This is a genomic window from Streptomyces albiaxialis (assembly GCF_039530985.1).
In the GTDB taxonomy this organism is placed as follows: domain Bacteria; phylum Actinomycetota; class Actinomycetes; order Streptomycetales; family Streptomycetaceae; genus Streptomyces; species Streptomyces albiaxialis.
This window is the reverse complement of record NZ_BAAAPE010000008.1, coordinates 200,507-217,244: the sequence shown is the minus strand read 5'-3', so window position 1 is coordinate 217,244 and position 16,738 is coordinate 200,507. Positions and strand designations below refer to the sequence as shown.

Below are 16,738 nucleotides of genomic sequence, written 5' to 3'. Positions count from 1 at the left end.
GCACCGGGGCGTGAGCGCGGTTCGCTCGGGGCCGTGCTGGGCGCGGTGCCGCCGCCCGCGTCGCGGTGCCGGGCCGCGCGGGGCGGTTTCCGGGGTGCGTCAGTATGCGGACGGGGTGACGGGGGTCGTGCCGTACGGGTTAGAGTCGCGGTCATGGACACCACCACGTACTGGCACGCGGTCACACCGCCCCCCGCGTCCCTCTGAGGGCGCACCCACCAGACGCTTCCGAGCATCCTGACCGGCGAGACCGTCACCGACGGCACGCCGTGGTCCGCTGCGCCCTCATGCGACTGCCCGCAGCCGACCTCATGATCAGGACCAGGTGTCTCTCCGCATGTCAGAACGCGTCTCCGTCCGCCCTTCCCCCGTCGCGTCCGCGTCCGTAACTCCCGCGCCCGCGCCCGCCACAGGGCCGCTGCTCGTCCTCACCGCCGCGGCCCTGTGGGGCACGACCGGCACCGTCGCCGGCCTCGCCCCCGCCGGGGCCTCCGCGCTCTCCATCGGCGCCGCCACCATGGGCATCGGCGGCCTGCTCACGTTCCTGCTCGCCGGGCGCTCGGCGTTCGCCGTGCCGCGCGGCGGCGGGGGCGCGCTGCCGCGCGTCCTGTGCGGCGGACTGTCCGTCGCCGTCTACCCGCTCGCCTTCTACACGGCCATGGCCTGGGCGGGCGTCGCCGTGGGGACCGTGGTCACCATCGGCTCCGCGCCCGTCTTCGCCGCGCTCCTCGAACGCACCCTCGACGGCACCCGGCTCACCCGCCGCTGGGCCGCGGCCACCCTCGCCGCGGGCGTCGGCTGCGTCCTGCTCGTCCTCACGGGCGAGAGCCACGACGGGAGCGCGCCGCACGCCGCCGGGGGCGTCGCGCTCGGCCTGCTGGGCGGCGCCGCGTACGCCGCGTACACCTGCTGCGGCTCCGGGCTGATGCGCCGCGGCAGCACGTCGCGCGCCACGATGGGCGCGGTCTTCGGCCTCGGGGCGCTGCTCCTGCTCCCCGTCCTGGCCGTGACGGGCGGCCCGCTGCTGGGCGAGCCGAGGGGCCTGGCCGTCGCGGGCTACCTCGCCGTCGTGCCGATGTGCCTCGCCTACGTCCTCTTCGGCGCGGGCCTCGCCCGTACGACCCCGAGCACGGCCACGACCCTGACCCTGCTGGAGTCGGTGGTCGCGGCACTGCTCGGCGTCCTCGTCGTCGGCGAACGCCTCGGCGCGTGGGCGTGGACGGGCGTCGCCCTGGTCCTCGTCGGCCTGCTGCTGCTCACGGTGCGGGGCAGGGGGCGCGCGAGCGAGGGGTGAGCTTCGGATTCGCTCGTGGTAGTGATGCTGGTAGCGATCGTGGTTGCGGCGTGATTAGCCTGCTCGTATGCCTGGGATCACGATCGAGTTCACCGAGGAAGAGCTGGCCGAGCTGCGCGCCGAGGCCAAGGAGCAGGGCAAGGCGATCAAGCGCCTGGCCCACGACATACTGACCGAGGATGTTGTCCGGAGGCGGCAGCGGCAGTCGTTCATCGAGGGCGCGAGCGAGAAGTTCGCCCTGCTCGCCCCGGAGTTCATCGAGATGTTCGACGAGGGAGACCGGTGACCCTCTTCGTCGACGCGGGCTGGATTCTCGGTATCCAGACCAGCAAGGTGCCTTCGGACCCGGTGCTCCGGGACTGGGGCGCTCTGCACTCCGCGGTGGAGAGGCACCGGTTCGAACGCTTCGCCGGTGAGGTCTACTACGAGGAGGTGCCCACCCGCGCCGCCGTCCTTCTGGAGACGATGGTCCGGCTGAAGCCGTTCGAGGACTACAACCGGCTGATCGGGGCTGTCTGCGCCTGGGAGTACATGGGGCAGTCCGGCGAGCCCATCGATCCGCCCCCGCAGGCGCTCGCCAAGCTCACCAAGGACTCCGAGACCGGGCGGGCCGACCTTTCCTGGACGGCCCGCTGTCTCCGGGACTGGAAGGCGTAGGCCCCCCGGCGGACGTCAGCGCGTCGTCGCCGCCTCGACCACGCGCCGGCTCATCTTCCCCCGGTCGGCGTCCAGGCCGGTCGGGGTGAAGGTCCAGACGAGGCGGCGGCGCTGGTCGCGGGTGGAGAACGCGCCCGTTCCGTAGCCGTACTGCTCGCCGGTCTTGCCCCAGAAGGTGACGCCGTTGACGGTGGCGGTCTGGAGGCCCGCGCTGTAGCGGGCCGGGCCGCCGTCGAGCATGCGCACGTCGTCGGGCGGCAGCGTGAACATCCGCCGCAGCCACGGCCCTTGGAGCAGCGCGCCCGAGAAGAGCCCGGCGAGGAAGCGCGTGAGATCGCCGGTGGTGGTGACGATCTCCCCCTCCGCCCACGAACTGGACATGTCGTACGCGGTGATGTCCTCGCGGCGCCCGTCCGACATGTCGAGGTAGCCGTGCAGATGCGGCCCGTGGACGCGGGTGTCATGGCCGGAGAGCGACGGCAGGTCCGTGTGGCCCAGGCCCAGCGGGCGCAGCACCCGGTCGCGGACCTCGGCACCGTACGGGCGCCGCGTCACGCGCTCGACGACCAGTGCGGCCAGGACGTAGTTCACGCCCCGGTACTCCTGCGCGGTGCCCGGCTCGAACTTCGGGGGGCTACCGGTCGCCGTCGCCACGATGCGGGGCGGCGTCCATCTGTCGAACCGGTGCCGCAGCACGTCCTCGGGGGTGTCGTCCGGCGGGAGCCCGACGTGGTCGGGCATGCCGCTGGTGTGGTCGAGCAGGTGCGCGACGGTGATCCGGCGGAAGGCGCCGGTCGCGGGCAGCAGGTCGGGCAGGTAGCGGCGTACGGGCGCGTCGAGCGCGAGGCGGCCCTCCCGCGCGAGCTGGAGGACGACCACGGCGACGAACGGCTTGGTGACGCTGCCCGCGCGCACCTTGTCGTTCGGGCCCACCGGCCGTCCCGTCGCCGTGTCGGAGACGCCGGAGGCGCCGTACCAGCGGCCCGCCGAGCCGCTGACCCGCAACTGGGCGGCGACGGCGGGCGGGTGGTCGAGATCGCCGATCGCCGCGCGCAGCGCCTCGGGGTCGAGGGCCGGGAGCGTGCCCGTGCCCGCGTGGCCCGTACGGCCCGCCGCGCTCACACGGCCCGTACGGCCCGTACGGTCCGCCGCGCTCGCCGGCGCACCGGGGCCCAGGGTCGCCAGCGCGGTCGCGGTCGCGGCGCCCGCGAGGAGGCCCCGGCGGGAGAGGGAGGGGAGGGAAGTCATACGGACACGCTCCCGCCCCCGCGCGCCCGCGCCATCCGGGAACGCCCCGACCCGGACCCCGAGTCGGCACTGAGGCGGTCATGGGGGATTTGCCGGGGCCGGCGTGGGTGAAGTGCCCGGTGAGCAGGGAGGGTTCGGGGCGTACTTCCGTGAAGAGGTTGTGCTCGTGGGGCGGATCCCCCTGGCGTGCCGCGTGTTCGAGAGACGAACACCGCGCCGGTCAGCACGCCGAATCCTGCCCGCGCCGGACGCGGCACCTCCCCCCGACCGCAGGGCAGGAGCGGGGGGCCCACCTTTGCCGCACCCCCCCCGCACACACAACATGGCGGCTGGGGGCGAGGCCGCGTCCTGGAGACCGGAGGCGCGGCGGGGCGTACTCCCGCCCCAGCCCGCCAGCTCACCCCGCAGGCGGCCGGAGACAGTTGGAGTCACCCGATGACGTATGCGTCGTCACCGACCCCCTTCGCCGAACACCCCCACCCCCACCCCCACCCCCACCCCCACCCCCACCCCCGCCGCGCCCGGCACCGCGCCGAGCGCCCCCGGGGCAGAGCCCGCAAGCTCGTCACCCGCGTCTCCGCCGCCGGGGCCACCCTCGCGCTGCCGCTCGTCGGCGCCTGTCCAGGATCCTCGTCGAGGACGGCCAGTCCGTCGGCGCCGGGGACCACATAGCCGAGTCGGGCTCGACCGGCAATGTCACGGGCCCGCACCTGCACTTCGAGGTCCGCACGACGCCCGAGTACGGCTCGGCGGTCGACCCCGCGAAGTGGCTCGCGGGATACGGGGTCACCCTCTAGCGAACGACCAGATGCGAAAGAGAACTTGCGCAAAAATAATTGTGCAACTTCTCTTTCCTGTCTACGGTCGGAGCCATGGCCGATGACTCGCATGACTCGAACGTCCAGAACCGCATCACCGATCTCGCCGCACTCAAGGTCTTCACGCACCCGCTCCGGATCGAGCTGTGGCGCGCGCTGGGCACCGTGCGCACGGCGACCGCCTCCCAGCTCGCCGACCAGGTCGACGAGGCCGTCTCGCTGGTCAGTTACCACCTGCGGAAGATGGCCGAGCACGGCTTCATCGTCGAGGCCGAGAGCCCGGAGGGCCGGGGCGGCGACGGGCGGGAGCGCTGGTGGAAACCCTCGGACGACCGCCCGTTCAGCTTCCGCAGCTCCGACTTCCACGACCGGCCCGAGGGCGCGGCCGTCGCCTCGCAGGTGGTCCGGCGGCTGCTGGAGACGCGCGGCGAGCAGTACACGACGTTCCTCGACCAGATGGCGTCCTGGTCCAAGGAGTGGATGGACGCGGCGTTCAGCTCCGAGACGCTCGTCCGGCTCACCCCCGACGAACTCGCCCGCTGCGAGGCCGAGCTGGCGGAGGTCACGGCGCGCTGGAAGGAGCACGCGCGCGAGGCAGGGGCCGAGGGCGACGACGCCCGTCGCGAGCACGTGGCCCTGCACCTCTACGGGTTCCCGTTCCGGCCATGACGGCGAACGGGGCACCGGCCCCTCCCGCGTACCGCGACGGCTCCGTGCTGCGCTGGCTCGCGGCGTACGCCGCCTCCATGATCGGCGACGGCGTCTGCTTCCTCGCCTTCGGCTGGGCCGCGCAGCGCGTCACGGGCCCCGCCGGGGTCGGCCTCGTCATGGCCGTCAGCGCGGTGCCGCGCGTGCTGCTGATGCTGGGCGGCGGCGTCGTCGCCGACCGCTACGGGCCGCGCCGGGTGGTCCTCGGCAGCGACGCCGTGCGCTGCGCGGTCGTCCTCGCGGTGGCCCTCGCGCTGGGCGCCGGGACGACGGGGCTGTGGCCGCTCGTCCTCGGCGCGCTCGTCTTCGGCGCCGTCGACGCGCTGTTCGTGCCCGCCGTCGGGGCGCTGCCGCCCCGCCTCACCTCCCGCGACCAGCTCGCGCGGGTGCAGGGCATGAGCCTGCTCGCCGTCCGGCTCGGCAACGTGGCGGGGCCGCCGCTCGGCGGCTTCGCGCTGGGTCTCGGCGGCGGCGCGACCGCGTTCGCCGTCGCGGCGGGCCTGTTCGCCGTGTCGCTGGCTCTGCTCGCCGCCGTACGGCTGAGGCCGCCGGCGCCCGGCGAGGCCACGGCGTCGGACGAGGCCACGGTGCCGGACGAGCGGGCGGGGCGCCCCCGCCCCTCCCCGTCCGGCGAACTCGTGGACGGTTTCCGCCACATGCGGCGGCGCCCCCTCCTCGCCCGGCTCGCGCTGAGCGGGGCGCTGTGCGAATTCGCCGTCACCGGGCCGCTCAACGTCGGGCTCGTCCTCCTCGCCGCCGAGCGCGGCTGGGGCGCGGCGGGCGTCGGATGGCTGGTCAGCGCCTTCGGGGCCGGCGCCGGTACGAGCGCGCTGGTGCTCGCCGTGCGGGGCGGGGTGCCGCGCGCCGGTGCCGTGCAGTGCGCGGCCGTGGCCGCCACCTCGCTCTGCGTCGGCGCCGTGGGCCTCGCGCCCGGGCTGCCCGCCGCCGTGGGGCTCGCCGCGCTCGCCGGGCTCGCGGGCGGGCTGTGCGGCGGGCTCTCCCGGGCCCTGGTCCAGGTCACCGCCGACCCCGCCTACCTGGGCCGGGTCACCTCGGTCACGGGCCTCGGCGCGACCGGGCTGGCGCCCCTGTCGTACCCGGTCTTCGGCGCCGCCGCGGGCGCGTGGGGCACCGGGCCCGTCTTCGTGTGCTGCGGCCTCCTCGGCCTCGGCTCGCTGCTGCCGCTCGCCTCCCGCGTCTGCCTGCGCGCCGAACTGCCCGTACGGAAGGGGCCTACGTGCACACGCCCCGCATCCACGGCGTCCCCGGCCCCAGCCCCAGCCGGGCCCGTTCCGTCCGCTGGATGGACTGGATCGCGCGCAGGCGGGGGAGAGGGTCCTTCGCCGGGGCGGTGAGGAAGCGCAGCACCTCCTCGTAGAACGCGTCACGGACGGCCGGCGGCATCACGTCCGAGGCGTCCAGGCAGCGCTCGCTCTCCTTCCCGGTGAGGCGCCGCGCGATCCGCTCCCCGCTCCGTTCCGCCCCCGGAGCGCCCGGGTACGCCGTGGAGTTCGCGGAGAAGTAGCCCGTGGTCTTCAGCAGGGCGCGCTGGCCCCGCGTCGACGCCAGGAAGGAGAGCAGTTTCCGGCGGTCCCCCGGAGGGCCGCCGCCGCTCTTGAACAGCACGGCGAAGTCGGCCGAGACCTCGCTGCGTTCGGGCCCCTCGTACATGTACGGGCCGCCCGGCAGCAGGGAGCGCGAGCTGACGAAGCGGGCGTCGGAGGCCCGTTCGCCGTAGAAGAACGGGGCGAAGGTGCCCTGGTGCTCCAGCGCGCAGGACCGGCGTCCCCCGCCGAAGAGCAGGCCGTGCGCGCCGGGCTTCCCCCGGTGGTCGGTCAGCAGCGCCCGCCGCGCCGCGCTCCCGCCGCCCCTGTCGCCCCGGCCGTCGCCGTCCTCTCCGCCGCTCCCGTCGTCCTGGGCGAGCAGCAGGCCCCACTCGCGCCACGCCGCCGCGATCCTCTCGTCGGTCCACGGCAGCGTGCCGCCCGCCCACCGCTCGTAGATCCCGGTGCCGTAGCCCTGGAGCACGATGTCCTCGATCCAGTCGCTGCCCGGCCAGCCGGAGGCACCGTCGTCGATCATGCCCAGGCACCACTGGCCGACCGTGGAGCCGTCCGGACGGGGCCCGCCCGCGCGATACCAGACGAGGCTCTTCACATCGGCCTTGACCGGCACCCAGTAGCTGCCGCCCGTGCCGCTCGCCACCGGCTGCCAGGGGCCCTCGCCGCCGTACTCGACGGGCTCGTACAGCCCCTCCAGGGACGCCAGATGGCCCTTGCGCGCGTAGTCCGCCAGCTCGCCGGGGCCCGGGAGCAGCGCGATGTCCGGCGGGCTGCCCGACTGGACCTGGGAGAGCAGGACCTCGCGCTGGGCGGCCGTGCCCTGATACGTGTAGCGGACGCCCGCCCTGTCCAGCAGCGCCCGGAAGTCCTCCTCCTGGTCGCCGGTCCAGGGCCCGAGCACGGCGACCGGGCGCTCCTCGGGCGAGCCCAGCTCCGCGGTGCCGCCGCACCCGGCCGCGGCGGCGGTGAGGACCAGCAGCAGGACGCCCAGCAGCGCCCGGACCGCGCGCGTCATGGCCGCGCCCTCCCGTAGTCGGCGCGGAGCCGGTGCAGCAGCCCGGCGGAGGGGAGCACGAGCAGCGCCAGGCCGCAGGCGCCGAAGCCGAGGAGGGGGCCCGCGCGCCCGTGCGCGGAGTCGGCCGCGCGCCGTACCTCGGTCGCGGTGCGGGTGATGTGCTGCTGGGCGGCCGCGTGCTCCAGGCTCGTCAGCCGCGCGCTCACCGTGTCGAGCCGGTCCTGCGTCGTGCCGGTCCAGCGCACCGGGACGACGGCGAGGACGAGCGTGAGCAGGAGCCCGCACAGCAGCCAGCCGTCGAACATCCGCCCGCAGCGCCGCCGCAGCACGCGCGACGCCGACAGCAGCACGAGCGCCGTCAGCACGAGGAAGGCCTCGGCCAGCGCCCACCCCACCCGCTGCGCGGTGCTGAACTCCAGCTCCTCGCGGACCTCTTCGAGCTGCCGCTCCTGGAGCGCGGCGAGCCGGGGCAGCATGCCGGTGACCCGGCGGTGCATCAGCGAACCCGCCTCGGTCATCCGCAGCTCGCGCATGGTGCGCAGCTCGTCCTCCGGCTCGCCCCCGTACATCCCGGCCGCCTGGTTGACCGCGTCCGCGTACACCGTCAGGAGCCCGTCGACCGTGTCCAGCTCGCCCCGCCCGTACGGGCCCGCGAGCTGCTTGTCGGCGGCGCGCGAGAGGTTCTGGTCGGCGGCGGAGAGCTGGGTGCGGAAGCCCTCTCCCACTCCGGTCACCCGGGAGGCGGGCCTGCCCACGGCCGCCTCGGCGTGGCGGTGCGCGGTCTCCAGCGCGATCCGCGCCGCGGCCACCTGCTGCGCAGCGGGCGCGATGCCGGTGCGGACGCGCTCGGGGGAACGGTGCACCACGTCGTACGAGACGAGCAGCGCCGTGCCCGCCAGCACGGCCAGGACCACGAGCGCCGCGAGATGCCGCCGCAGCAGCGCACGGGTGGACACCGCCCGCAGCCGTGCCCGGACCCCGCGCCACGGTCTCGCGCCCGGACTCACCACCGGTCACCTCCCCGCTCCCGGCGGCGCTCCCCGGCCCCCGCCGCCAGCCGGGCCCCGCACCGTACGCAGTGACGGGCGCCCGGGGCGGACCCGGCGCCGCACGCGGGGCAGTCGGGCGGGGGCGGTGCGCCGGGCGCGGAGGCGGGGGACGGCGGCACGCGCTGGGCGCGCAACTGGCTGCGGCGCAGCTCGAAGGGGGCCACGGAGGCGCGGAGCCGCACGACGCCGCCGCCCGGGTCCAGCACGTGCACGACCCTGTCCAGCAGCGTCAGCAGCAGCTCGTCCCGCGCCCCGGCCGCCAGCCGGCAGGCGTGGCCGAGGAGCTTCTCCGCCCGCTCGCGCTCCCCGCGCAGCGCGGCCTCGCACCCCTCCATGTACGCCGTGACCCGGTCGGTGCGCCGCGCGTGGTACAGCACGCTGCCGCCCCGCGCGGTGAACCGCGAGGTCTCCGCCGCCGCCACGTCGTCCGTCCACCGCACGAGCACCGGGACGGCCGGACCAGCCGCGCCCGGCCCGCCCACCGCGTCCGGCCCGCCCACCGCGTCCGTACCGCCCGCCCCGCCCGGCCCGTCGCCGCCGAGCGCGAAGGCGGCCAACTGGAGGTGTTCGCCGAGCGGTTCCCCGTGCGGGCTCGCCGTCAGCTCGATCTGGTACTCGCGCGTCCCGGCCGCCCACAGGTGCGTGCGGAAGCGGTGCGTACGCGGCCCGTCCGGCGCGTCCAGCGGGGGTGCCTCGACGCGGAACGCCCGCCGTACGGGCGAGACCTCGGCGAACGACACGAGCCGGACGCCCGTGCGTACGGTGATCTCCACCGGCAGCGCGGGCAGCCGCGCGTCGACCAGCCCCCGCACGGTCCCGGCGAGCCGCGCGCCCAGCTCGTGGCCTTCCCCCACCGCGTCCGCCGTGCCGTGCAGGTCCGTCGCGATACGCGTCAGGGGGCCCACCCGCCAGCCGTCGCCGACGGCGAGGACGTCGCAGGTGAAGTGGCCCGCGCAGGCGTCGAGTTCGCGCTCCAGGCCGTCCGGGCCCGCCGCGGCGTCGCCGCTGCTGCCGTCCGTCACCATGATCATGTGCCGTACGGCGTGCCGCGTGTCCGCGAACATCCGGCGGGCCAGCGCGAGCCACGCGGCGTAGCTCGTCCGGGTCTCGTCCGCGGCGCCGTGCGGCATCATCCCCCGCGTCTCGAACCGGGCCAGGCGGCGCGGCTCGTCACCGGCCACCGCCCACTCGCCGGTCCAGGGATAGACGACGCCGGGCCGGGCGCCGCCGCCCAGCAGCGCGAAGTGCGTGCCGTCCGGCAGCGCGTCGACGGCGGCGCCCGCCGCCCGGGCCAGCGCCCGCTTCCGCTCCTCGGCGCCGGGCCGCCCCGCGCGCGGCTCGCCCGGCGCGAAGTCGACGGCGACGAGCACCCCGATCCCCGAGGGCTCCCCGCCGGACGCCCCGCCCGCCGTCCCCCGCGCGGGCAGCCAGCGCGCCCCGGCGTCCTCGGGCCGCTCCTCGTACATGTCGGCGCGCACCACCGCGCGCACGAGGAGGCGCCGGTCCGCGTACCGGTCGGTCCGCATGTCCACCGTCAGCCGCGCGTACAGCCCCCGCTCGTCGTCCCCGGCCATCGGCCGCCTCCCGCCTCGGATCACGTCAGGGTCATCGGGCGCACGGCGTTGGCGCGGTCGGCGAACCGCTCGCGCTCCGCGTCGTCCCCCGACAGCCGCGCCAGCGTGCCGTAGCACTCGGCGAGCCGGGCCCGCACCCGCGTCTCGGGCCCGGACAGCGGCGCGCCGGCCAGGCGCCGCAGTCGGCGCGCGACCCGCGAACGGGGCGGCGGGGGACGGTCCCCGGGCGCGGGCCCGAAGATCTCCCCGTACGGCAGTTCGTCCGCCCCGGTGTGCGTCACCAGGTCGAGCGCCCACTCCAGGACCTCCGCCGTCAGCCGGGTGCGGCCCTCCTCGCCGACGTGCGGGGCGTCGCGCAGCTCCCGGTCGGCGAGGTCGCCCGCGAGCCGCCGCTGCGCCTCGGCGAACTCCGCGAGCGAGGGCAGCGGCGGCCGCCCGCCCTCCAGCCGGGCCGTCAGGACGCGGAGCGCGGCGACGCGCACCGCCGCGCGGTCGTGCGCGTCGGGCGGCACCCGGTCGAGCACGTCGAGCGCCCGCCGCCGGTCGCCGCGCGCGAGCGCCGGGCGGACGAGCCCGAAAGCGGCGCTGCCGTGCGCGGGGTTGCGCGCCCACACCGCGCGGTAGAACTCCTCGGCCTCGGCCGAGCGCGGGGAGAGCCGCTCCGCGCAGTAGCCGAGCGCGAGCTTGGGCGCGTACTCGCCGGGCATCGCCCCGTACGTCAGGTCGAACGCGCGGCGTGCCGCCTCCAGATGCGCCCGCTCCTCCCCGCCCGCCCCGGCCCGCCGCGCGAGGTCGGCGCGGACCAGCGCCAGCAGCCCCTGGTGCCAGGCGAGCCGCCAGCGCAGCGCGGGCCCGGCGCCCAGGATGTCCACGGCCCTCGCGTACTCCCCGGCGGCCCGCTCCCACGCCTCCTCGCCGCCGCCGCGCAGATGACGGCGTACGTGGTGCAGGCAGATGTCGGACGAGGGCCGCGCGGGATCCTGCTGGAGCACCTGGAGCGGGTCGTACGTCGTCAGCCCGAACTCCCCGGCCCGCTTGTCCTCCGGATGCGGGCCCGGCACCGGCAGCCCCAGCGCGAAGGCGCGCGCCGAGGGGACCGCGGGGTCCAGCGGCGCCGAGCGGAACTGCTGCCCCCGCACCGGCGCGGGCCCCGCCAGCCACCGGGCGCGGGGCGGCACCGTGCCCAGCTCGCGGCCGAGCAGCTCCCCGGCCGGGGCGAAGTAGCGGGACGGCTCCGGGTCGTCCCGCGTCCCGCGCAGCGCCCGCACCTCCCGCGCCACGCCCCGCAGTTGGCCCGCCATCTCGCGCGCCGAGGAGAAGCGGTAGTACGGCAGCGGGTGCGTGGCCCGGTCGATCACCCGGCGGAACGAGCGCATCGCGAGGCCCGGCACGTCCCGCACCGCGTAGGCGGCCAGTTCGTTCAGCGTCCGGCCGACCGTGTGCAGGTCGTGCGCGACGGTCGGCCCCGTGCGGCCCGCGAGCACCTCAGGCGCGGCGAACGGCTCGGAGAGCGTCGGCTCGTACTGCTGGTCCCCGGCCTTCCGTACCCCGCCCAGGTCGATGATCTTGATGCGGTCGCCGACGTGGATGACGTTCGACGGCTTCAGGTCGCTGTAGACCAGCCCCAGCCCGTGCATATGGCCGAGCGCCTCCAGGATCAGGCAGCCGTAGGCGAGCACGGTCTCGATGTCCAGCGGCCGCCCGAGCGGCAGTTCGCCCCGCCGGGTCCGGGTGACGATCTCCTCCAGCGTGCTGCCGCCGACGTACTCCATCACCAGGTACGAGGTCGGCTCGGCGTCGCCGGGGTGGGTGTGGCGCACGTAGTTGTGGAAGCCGACGATGCCCTCGTGGTTCAGCAGATAGAGGTAGCGGGCCTCCTCGGTGGCCAGCTTCCGCATCCGCTCGTCGTGCCGGTTCAGCAGGCCCTTGACCACCAGCGGCGGCACATCGGTCAGCTCGGTGCTGTCCGCGAGATAGACCCAGCCCTGACCGCCGTGCGCGAGGCACCCGCGCACCCGGTACTGCGCGAGCGTGTCCCCCGCGCGCAGCGAGGGCGCGAACGAGAAGCGGTGGCCGCACAGCGGGCAGAACCCCTCCGGCGGCGGGAGCCCGAGCAGCGGCGGCCCGAGCGGCGCCCCGCACTCCGGGTCGCCGCACTTGCGTCCGGGCGGCGGCGGGGAGTCCTCCGGGATCAGCCGCGCGCCGGGGGAGCGGGGCGCCAGCCACGGCAGGGACAGCAGGGGCGGGGTCCCGGCACCGCTCTCGTCCGCCGGCTTCCCCGGGCCCCGGGCCGCCGTCCGCGGGTGCCGCCCGCACCCGTCGCAGTACCCCGTCACGGTCAGGCGCCCGGCGCACCGCGCACCCGAGAAGAGGGTGTGCGGACACGCGGCGCCCGTTCCTGGGTCCCCCATGTCCGGCGAGGATACGCCCGGTCACCGACCGTCAGGAGTCCTCCGGCCGGAGAAAGTCCGCTCAGATGCCGAGCCGGGCCTCGTACGCCTGCGCGACGGCGTCCTTCTCGCCCTCCAGCCCGACATCGGCGACCTCCTGCCGCCCGGAGGCGAACAGCAGCAGCTCCGAGGGCTCGCCCGTGACCGTCACCACGGGGGTGCCCTTGCGGGCCACGGCGGTCTGCCCGTTCGGGCGGCGCAGCACGAGGCCCACCGGCGACTTGCGCCCGTACACCCGCGCGCCGCTCTCCAGGCGCCGCCACAGGGCGTCCTCGAAGACGGGGTCCAGCTCGCGGCGCGACCAGTCGGCCTGCGCGCGGCGCACGTCCTCGGCGTGCACGAAGAACTCCACCGTGTTCGCCGCCTCGTCCACCTGCTTGACGGAGAACGGCGACATCCGGGGCGGTCCCGTGCGGATGAGCTGGATCAGCTCCTCGTAGGGCTTGGCGGCGAACTCGCCCTGGACGCGCTCCAGGCGCGCCGCGAGCGGCTTGATCAGGATCCCGCCCGCCGCGTCCTGGCGGCGCTCGCGCACCACGATGTGCGCGGCGAGATCGCGGGTCTTCCACCCCTCACACAGTGTCGGGGCCTCGGGGCCGTTGGCTTCCAGCAGATCGGCGAGCAGCAGGCGTTCCCGCTTGGCGTGGGTCGACATGCGGCCATTCTTCCCCAGCGCGCGTACGGGACAATGGAGCACATGCCCTCGAACGACATCCCCGACAGCTCCCTCGACCCGGCCGTCGCCGCCCGCCTCAAGCGTGACGCGAACGGCCTGTTCCCCGCGGTCGCCCAGCAGTACGACACCGGTGAGGTGCTGATGCTCGGCTGGATGGACGACGAGGCGCTGTCCCGCACGCTCTCCTCCGGCCGCGCGACGTACTGGAGCCGCAGCCGCCAGGAGTACTGGGTCAAGGGCGATACGTCCGGGCACGTCCAGCGGGTGAAGTCCGTCGCCCTCGACTGCGACGCGGACACGGTCCTCGTCAAGGTCGACCAGACGGGCCCCGCCTGCCACACGGGCGCTCGGACCTGCTTCGACGCCGACCCTCTTCCTCTCGGCTGACGCCCTGAAAGGCACAGCCCGACGTCGGGGGTGCCCATCAGGGGCGCGGGGAACTGCGCGAGCGGCCACGACGCGGCCGCAGACCGCGAAGCACAGGACGGGGCAGCCCGGGTGCAGCCCAGGATGCCGGGCGCCAAAGGCGCGGTCGGCGCCCACTAGGCTCGGCGTTCATGACCGCCCCCTCCCTCGAAGCCTTCCGCACCCTCGCCGAGGACCGCCGCGTCATCCCCGTGACGCGACGCCTGCTGGCCGACGGCGACACCCCCATCGCCCTGTACCGGAAACTCGCCGCGGAGCGCCCCGGCACGTTTCTGCTGGAGTCCGCGGAGAACGGCCGCACCTGGTCCCGCTACTCGTTCGTCGGCGTCCGCAGCGACGCCGCGCTCACCGTGCGGGACGGGCAGGCGCACTGGCGGGGCACGCCGCCCGTGGGCGTACCGACGAGCGGCGATCCGCTGCACGCGCTGCGGGAGACCGTCGAGGCCCTGCACACCCCGCGCGACCTGCACGAGGCGGGCGCGCTCGGCGAGCTGCCGCCGTTCACCGGGGGCATGGTCGGCTACCTCGGGTACGACATCGTGCGCCGCCTGGAGAAGATCGGCGACAGCACCGAGGACGACCTCGGCCTCCCGCCGCTCACGATGCTGCTCACCTCCGACCTCGCGGTGCTCGACCACCGCGACGGCACCGTGCTGCTGATCGCCAACGCGATCAACCACAACGACCTGGCGACGGGCGTCGACGAGGCGTACGCCGACGCCGTCCGCAGGCTCGACGCGATGGAGGCCGACCTCGCGCGCCCGGCCCCGGTGGCCCCGGCCGCGCTGCCGCCGTCCGAGCTGCCGGACTTCGAGGCGCGGTCGGGCGGCGCGACGTACAAGGGCTGGGTCGAGGACGTCAAGGAGCGCATCCGCGCGGGCGAGGCGTTCCAGGTCGTGCCCTCGCAGCGGTTCGAGGCCCGGTGCGAGGCGAGCGCCCTCGACGTCTACCGGGTGCTGCGCGCCACGAACCCGAGCCCGTACATGTACCTGCTGCGGTTCGACGGCTTCGACATCGTCGGCTCCAGCCCCGAGGCGCTCGTCAAGGTCGAGGACGGGCGCGCGATGATGCACCCCATCGCGGGCACGCGCCCGCGCGGCGCGACCCCGCGCGAGGACAGCGCGCTCGCCGAGGAGCTGCTGGCCGACCCCAAGGAGCGCGCCGAGCACCTGATGCTCGTCGACCTCGGGCGCAACGACCTCGGGCGGGTGTGCGAGCCCGGCAGCGTGGAGGTCGTCGACTTCATGTCCGTCGAGCGCTACAGCCACGTCATGCACATCGTCTCGACGGTCACCGGGCGCCTCGCCGAGGGGCGCACGGCCTTCGACGCGCTCACCGCCTGCTTTCCCGCCGGGACCCTCTCCGGCGCGCCCAAGCCGCGTGCCCTCCAGATCATCGAGGAGCTGGAGCCCACCCGCCGCGGGGTCTACGGGGGCTGCGTCGGCTATCTCGACTTCGCGGGCGACTCGGACACCGCCATCGCCATCCGTACGGCGCTGCTGCGCGACGGCACCGCGTACGTCCAGGCGGGCGCGGGCGTCGTCGCCGACTCGGATCCGGCGGCCGAGGACACCGAGTGCCGGAACAAGGCGGCGGCCGTGCTGAGGGCGGTCCGTACCGCCGAACGGCTCAGCGGTAGCGTGGAAGGGTGACTTCTGCATCCTCCGAGCCCGATGAGCGCCCCGAGGGCGCCGGGCGCTCCGAGCGCACCGGGCGCCCCCCGGGGCAGCGCGCGGCCCGGCGCGCACTGGGCATCGCGCTGCTGTGCGGCGCGGTCGGCGCCGCGCTCGCGCTCGTCTCCGCCGGGCAGACCTGGAGCGAGTCCACCGCCGCCTTCGCCCAGGGCACCGTGCCCGTCACGGCCAAGGGCGGGGACGTCACCGGACTCCCCAGCGCCCTGGCGCTCGTCGGCCTCGCGGCCCTGGTCGCGGTCTTCGCGGTGCGCCGCGCCGGGCGGGTCACGGTCTCCGTGCTGCTCACGCTCTGCGGCGCCGGCGTGATCGCCTCCGCGCTGATCGGCGCCGACGACCCCGGCGCGCTCTCCGAGAAGGCCGCCAAGACCTCGGGCCTCACCGGCAGCGACATCGGCGCCGTCCACCTCAGCGCGTGGCCGTACGTCTCGGCGGCCGGCGGGCTGCTGCTGGTGATCGCCGGGCTGCTCGCGCTGCGCTTCGGCCGCGCCTGGCCCTCGATGTCCGGCAGCGGGCGGTACGAGCGCACGGCGCGCGGCCCCCGCGCGGCGCGCCCCGCGCGCGTCGACCCCGACCGGCCCGAGGATCTGTGGAAGGCCCTCGACCGCGGCGAGGACCCCACGCACGGCACCGCGTGACACACGAGGGACAATGGGGGGCGGCGGCCCCGTGACGGGCCCCGCTTCGTTCGCATACGTCACACGTACACCACGTACACAAGGAGCACTCATGGCGCACAGCCACGGACACACCCCCGCCGCGTGGACCGGCGTCATCATCGCCTTCATCGGCTTCTGCACGGGCTCGGTCTTCATGGTGATCCCCTCGCCGGTCGGGGTGGCCGCGAGCCTGGTGCTGATCCTGGCGGGCGCCGTGGTCGGCGGGATCATGCGCGCGGCGGGTCTCGGCGCGAAGAGCAAGGGCCTCACCGAGGACCAGCTCCGGGCCCACAAGCAGAAGCTGGCGCAGAGCCAGGCCGCGACGCCGACGGCGCAGACCGCCGAGGCGCACTCCTGACCGACCGGCGTGACGACGCCGTGACGGCGCGGCCCCGCCCCCTGGCGGCGGTGCCGCGCCTCGCCGCGCCCCTCGGCGTCCTCGCCGGGGTGGGCGCGGCTTTCGCGTACGTGGCCGCTTTCGACCCCCGCGAGCCCGGCCACTACCCCGCCTGCCCCGTCCTCTCCGTGACCGGGCTCGCCTGCCCCGGCTGCGGCGGGCTGCGCTGCGCGTACGCCGTCGCGCACGGCGACCTGGGCGCCGCGCTGGGCGCCAACGCGCTCGCGGTGGCGGCCCTCGCCCTCTTCGCGCTCCTCTGGGCGCACTGGCTCGTCCGTACGGCCCGCGGCCGTCGCCACGCCTTCCCCGTACGGGTCCGCGCCTGGCACGGCTGGGCGGCCTGCGCGCTGACGGCCGCGTTCACAGTTGTCCGGAACACGCCCCTCGGTGCCGGGCTCACGCCGTGACCTGCGGGTTACGGTGCCCGGAACGATCGAAGAATTGTCCGGAATGCGGGACTACGGTCAACCGGATGCGGGACCTCCGTCCCCCTGCGGATACCATCACAGTGGCC

The 16,738-nt window shown here is 75.7% G+C and carries 15 protein-coding genes and 2 pseudogenes; 11 read left to right on the top strand and 6 right to left on the bottom strand.

The features are described from left to right. Positions 1–337: 337 nt before the first annotated feature. The 3 genes from ABD343_RS17165 (at position 338) to ABD343_RS17155 (ending at position 1,951) form a co-directional block, all read left to right on the top strand. Entirely contained in the window at positions 338–1,294 is a 957-nt protein-coding gene (locus ABD343_RS17165) for a DMT family transporter (RefSeq protein WP_344528979.1), read from the top strand. 67 nt (positions 1,295–1,361) lie between these two features. Beyond that, positions 1,362–1,580: a hypothetical protein gene (locus tag ABD343_RS17160; protein WP_344528977.1), complete on the top strand. Its 219-nt coding sequence runs from the start codon at positions 1,362–1,364 to the stop codon at positions 1,578–1,580. Beyond that, positions 1,577–1,951: a hypothetical protein gene (locus tag ABD343_RS17155; RefSeq protein ID WP_344528975.1), complete on the top strand. Its 375-nt coding sequence runs from the start codon at positions 1,577–1,579 to the stop codon at positions 1,949–1,951. Before ABD343_RS17160 ends, ABD343_RS17155 begins: the two co-directional genes overlap by 4 nt. A 15-nt stretch (positions 1,952–1,966) precedes the next feature. On the opposite strand, the gene ABD343_RS17150 is transcribed toward ABD343_RS17155, so the two are convergent. Then, a complete protein-coding gene (locus tag ABD343_RS17150) occupies positions 1,967–3,199 on the bottom strand; it encodes a serine hydrolase domain-containing protein (protein ID WP_344528973.1) in 1,233 nt (410 codons plus the stop codon). A 617-nt stretch (positions 3,200–3,816) separates the two neighbouring features. Here ABD343_RS17150 and ABD343_RS17145 point away from each other — a divergent pair. The 3 genes and pseudogenes from ABD343_RS17145 to ABD343_RS17135 form a co-directional block, all read left to right on the top strand. Further along, a pseudogene (locus ABD343_RS17145) lies at positions 3,817–3,996 on the top strand (M23 family metallopeptidase); the annotation flags it as partial. 75 nt (positions 3,997–4,071) lie between these two features. Continuing rightward, positions 4,072–4,686: a helix-turn-helix domain-containing protein gene (locus tag ABD343_RS17140; RefSeq protein ID WP_344528971.1), complete on the top strand. Its 615-nt coding sequence runs from the start codon at positions 4,072–4,074 to the stop codon at positions 4,684–4,686. Beyond that, positions 4,683–6,080, top strand: a complete 1,398-nt coding sequence (locus tag ABD343_RS17135; RefSeq protein ID WP_344528969.1) for an MFS transporter — start codon at positions 4,683–4,685, stop codon at positions 6,078–6,080. The genes ABD343_RS17140 and ABD343_RS17135 overlap by 4 nt, the downstream gene beginning before the upstream one ends. Here the strand turns inward: ABD343_RS17135 and ABD343_RS41005 are convergent. The 5 genes and pseudogenes from ABD343_RS41005 to ABD343_RS17110 form a co-directional block, all read right to left on the bottom strand. Next, positions 5,965–7,302, bottom strand: a pseudogene (locus tag ABD343_RS41005) (extracellular solute-binding protein); the annotation flags it as partial. The gene ABD343_RS17135 and the pseudogene ABD343_RS41005 overlap by 116 nt on opposite strands. Continuing rightward, positions 7,299–8,258 (bottom strand): hypothetical protein, encoded by a 960-nt coding sequence (locus ABD343_RS17125; RefSeq protein ID WP_344528967.1) that lies wholly within the window; start codon positions 8,256–8,258, stop codon positions 7,299–7,301. The pseudogene ABD343_RS41005 and the gene ABD343_RS17125, both read right to left, overlap by 4 nt. Before the next feature lie 47 nt (positions 8,259–8,305). Further along, positions 8,306–9,925: a vWA domain-containing protein gene (locus ABD343_RS17120; RefSeq protein WP_344528965.1), complete on the bottom strand. Its 1,620-nt coding sequence runs from the start codon at positions 9,923–9,925 to the stop codon at positions 8,306–8,308. A 20-nt stretch (positions 9,926–9,945) separates the two neighbouring features. Then, the gene (locus tag ABD343_RS17115) at positions 9,946–12,336 is read right to left on the bottom strand and encodes a tetratricopeptide repeat protein (protein WP_344528963.1); all 2,391 of its coding nucleotides are present in this window, start codon (positions 12,334–12,336) and stop codon (positions 9,946–9,948) included. A gap of 61 nt (positions 12,337–12,397) precedes the next feature. After that, positions 12,398–13,030, bottom strand: coding sequence for a TIGR03085 family metal-binding protein (locus ABD343_RS17110; RefSeq protein ID WP_344528961.1), 633 nt, complete (start codon positions 13,028–13,030; stop codon positions 12,398–12,400). Between the two features lie 42 nt (positions 13,031–13,072). On the opposite strand from ABD343_RS17110, the gene hisI reads away from it, so the two are divergent. The 5 genes from hisI (at position 13,073) to ABD343_RS17085 (ending at position 16,631) form a co-directional block, all read left to right on the top strand. Beyond that, a complete protein-coding gene (hisI, locus tag ABD343_RS17105; RefSeq protein ID WP_344528959.1) occupies positions 13,073–13,438 on the top strand; it encodes a phosphoribosyl-AMP cyclohydrolase in 366 nt (121 codons plus the stop codon). 170 nt (positions 13,439–13,608) lie between these two features. Continuing rightward, entirely contained in the window at positions 13,609–15,129 is a 1,521-nt protein-coding gene (locus ABD343_RS17100; RefSeq protein WP_344528957.1) for an anthranilate synthase component I, read from the top strand. Beyond that, positions 15,126–15,806, top strand: coding sequence for a TIGR02234 family membrane protein (locus ABD343_RS17095; protein ID WP_344528955.1), 681 nt, complete (start codon positions 15,126–15,128; stop codon positions 15,804–15,806). The genes ABD343_RS17100 and ABD343_RS17095 overlap by 4 nt, the downstream gene beginning before the upstream one ends. 91 nt (positions 15,807–15,897) lie before the next feature. Further along, positions 15,898–16,185 carry an HGxxPAAW family protein gene (locus tag ABD343_RS17090; protein ID WP_344528953.1) on the top strand — a complete coding sequence of 96 codons (288 nt, stop codon included), beginning with the start codon at positions 15,898–15,900 and terminating at the stop codon, positions 16,183–16,185. A 20-nt stretch (positions 16,186–16,205) separates the two neighbouring features. Beyond that, a complete protein-coding gene (locus ABD343_RS17085; RefSeq protein WP_344528951.1) occupies positions 16,206–16,631 on the top strand; it encodes a DUF2752 domain-containing protein in 426 nt (141 codons plus the stop codon). Positions 16,632–16,738 lie beyond the last annotated feature (107 nt).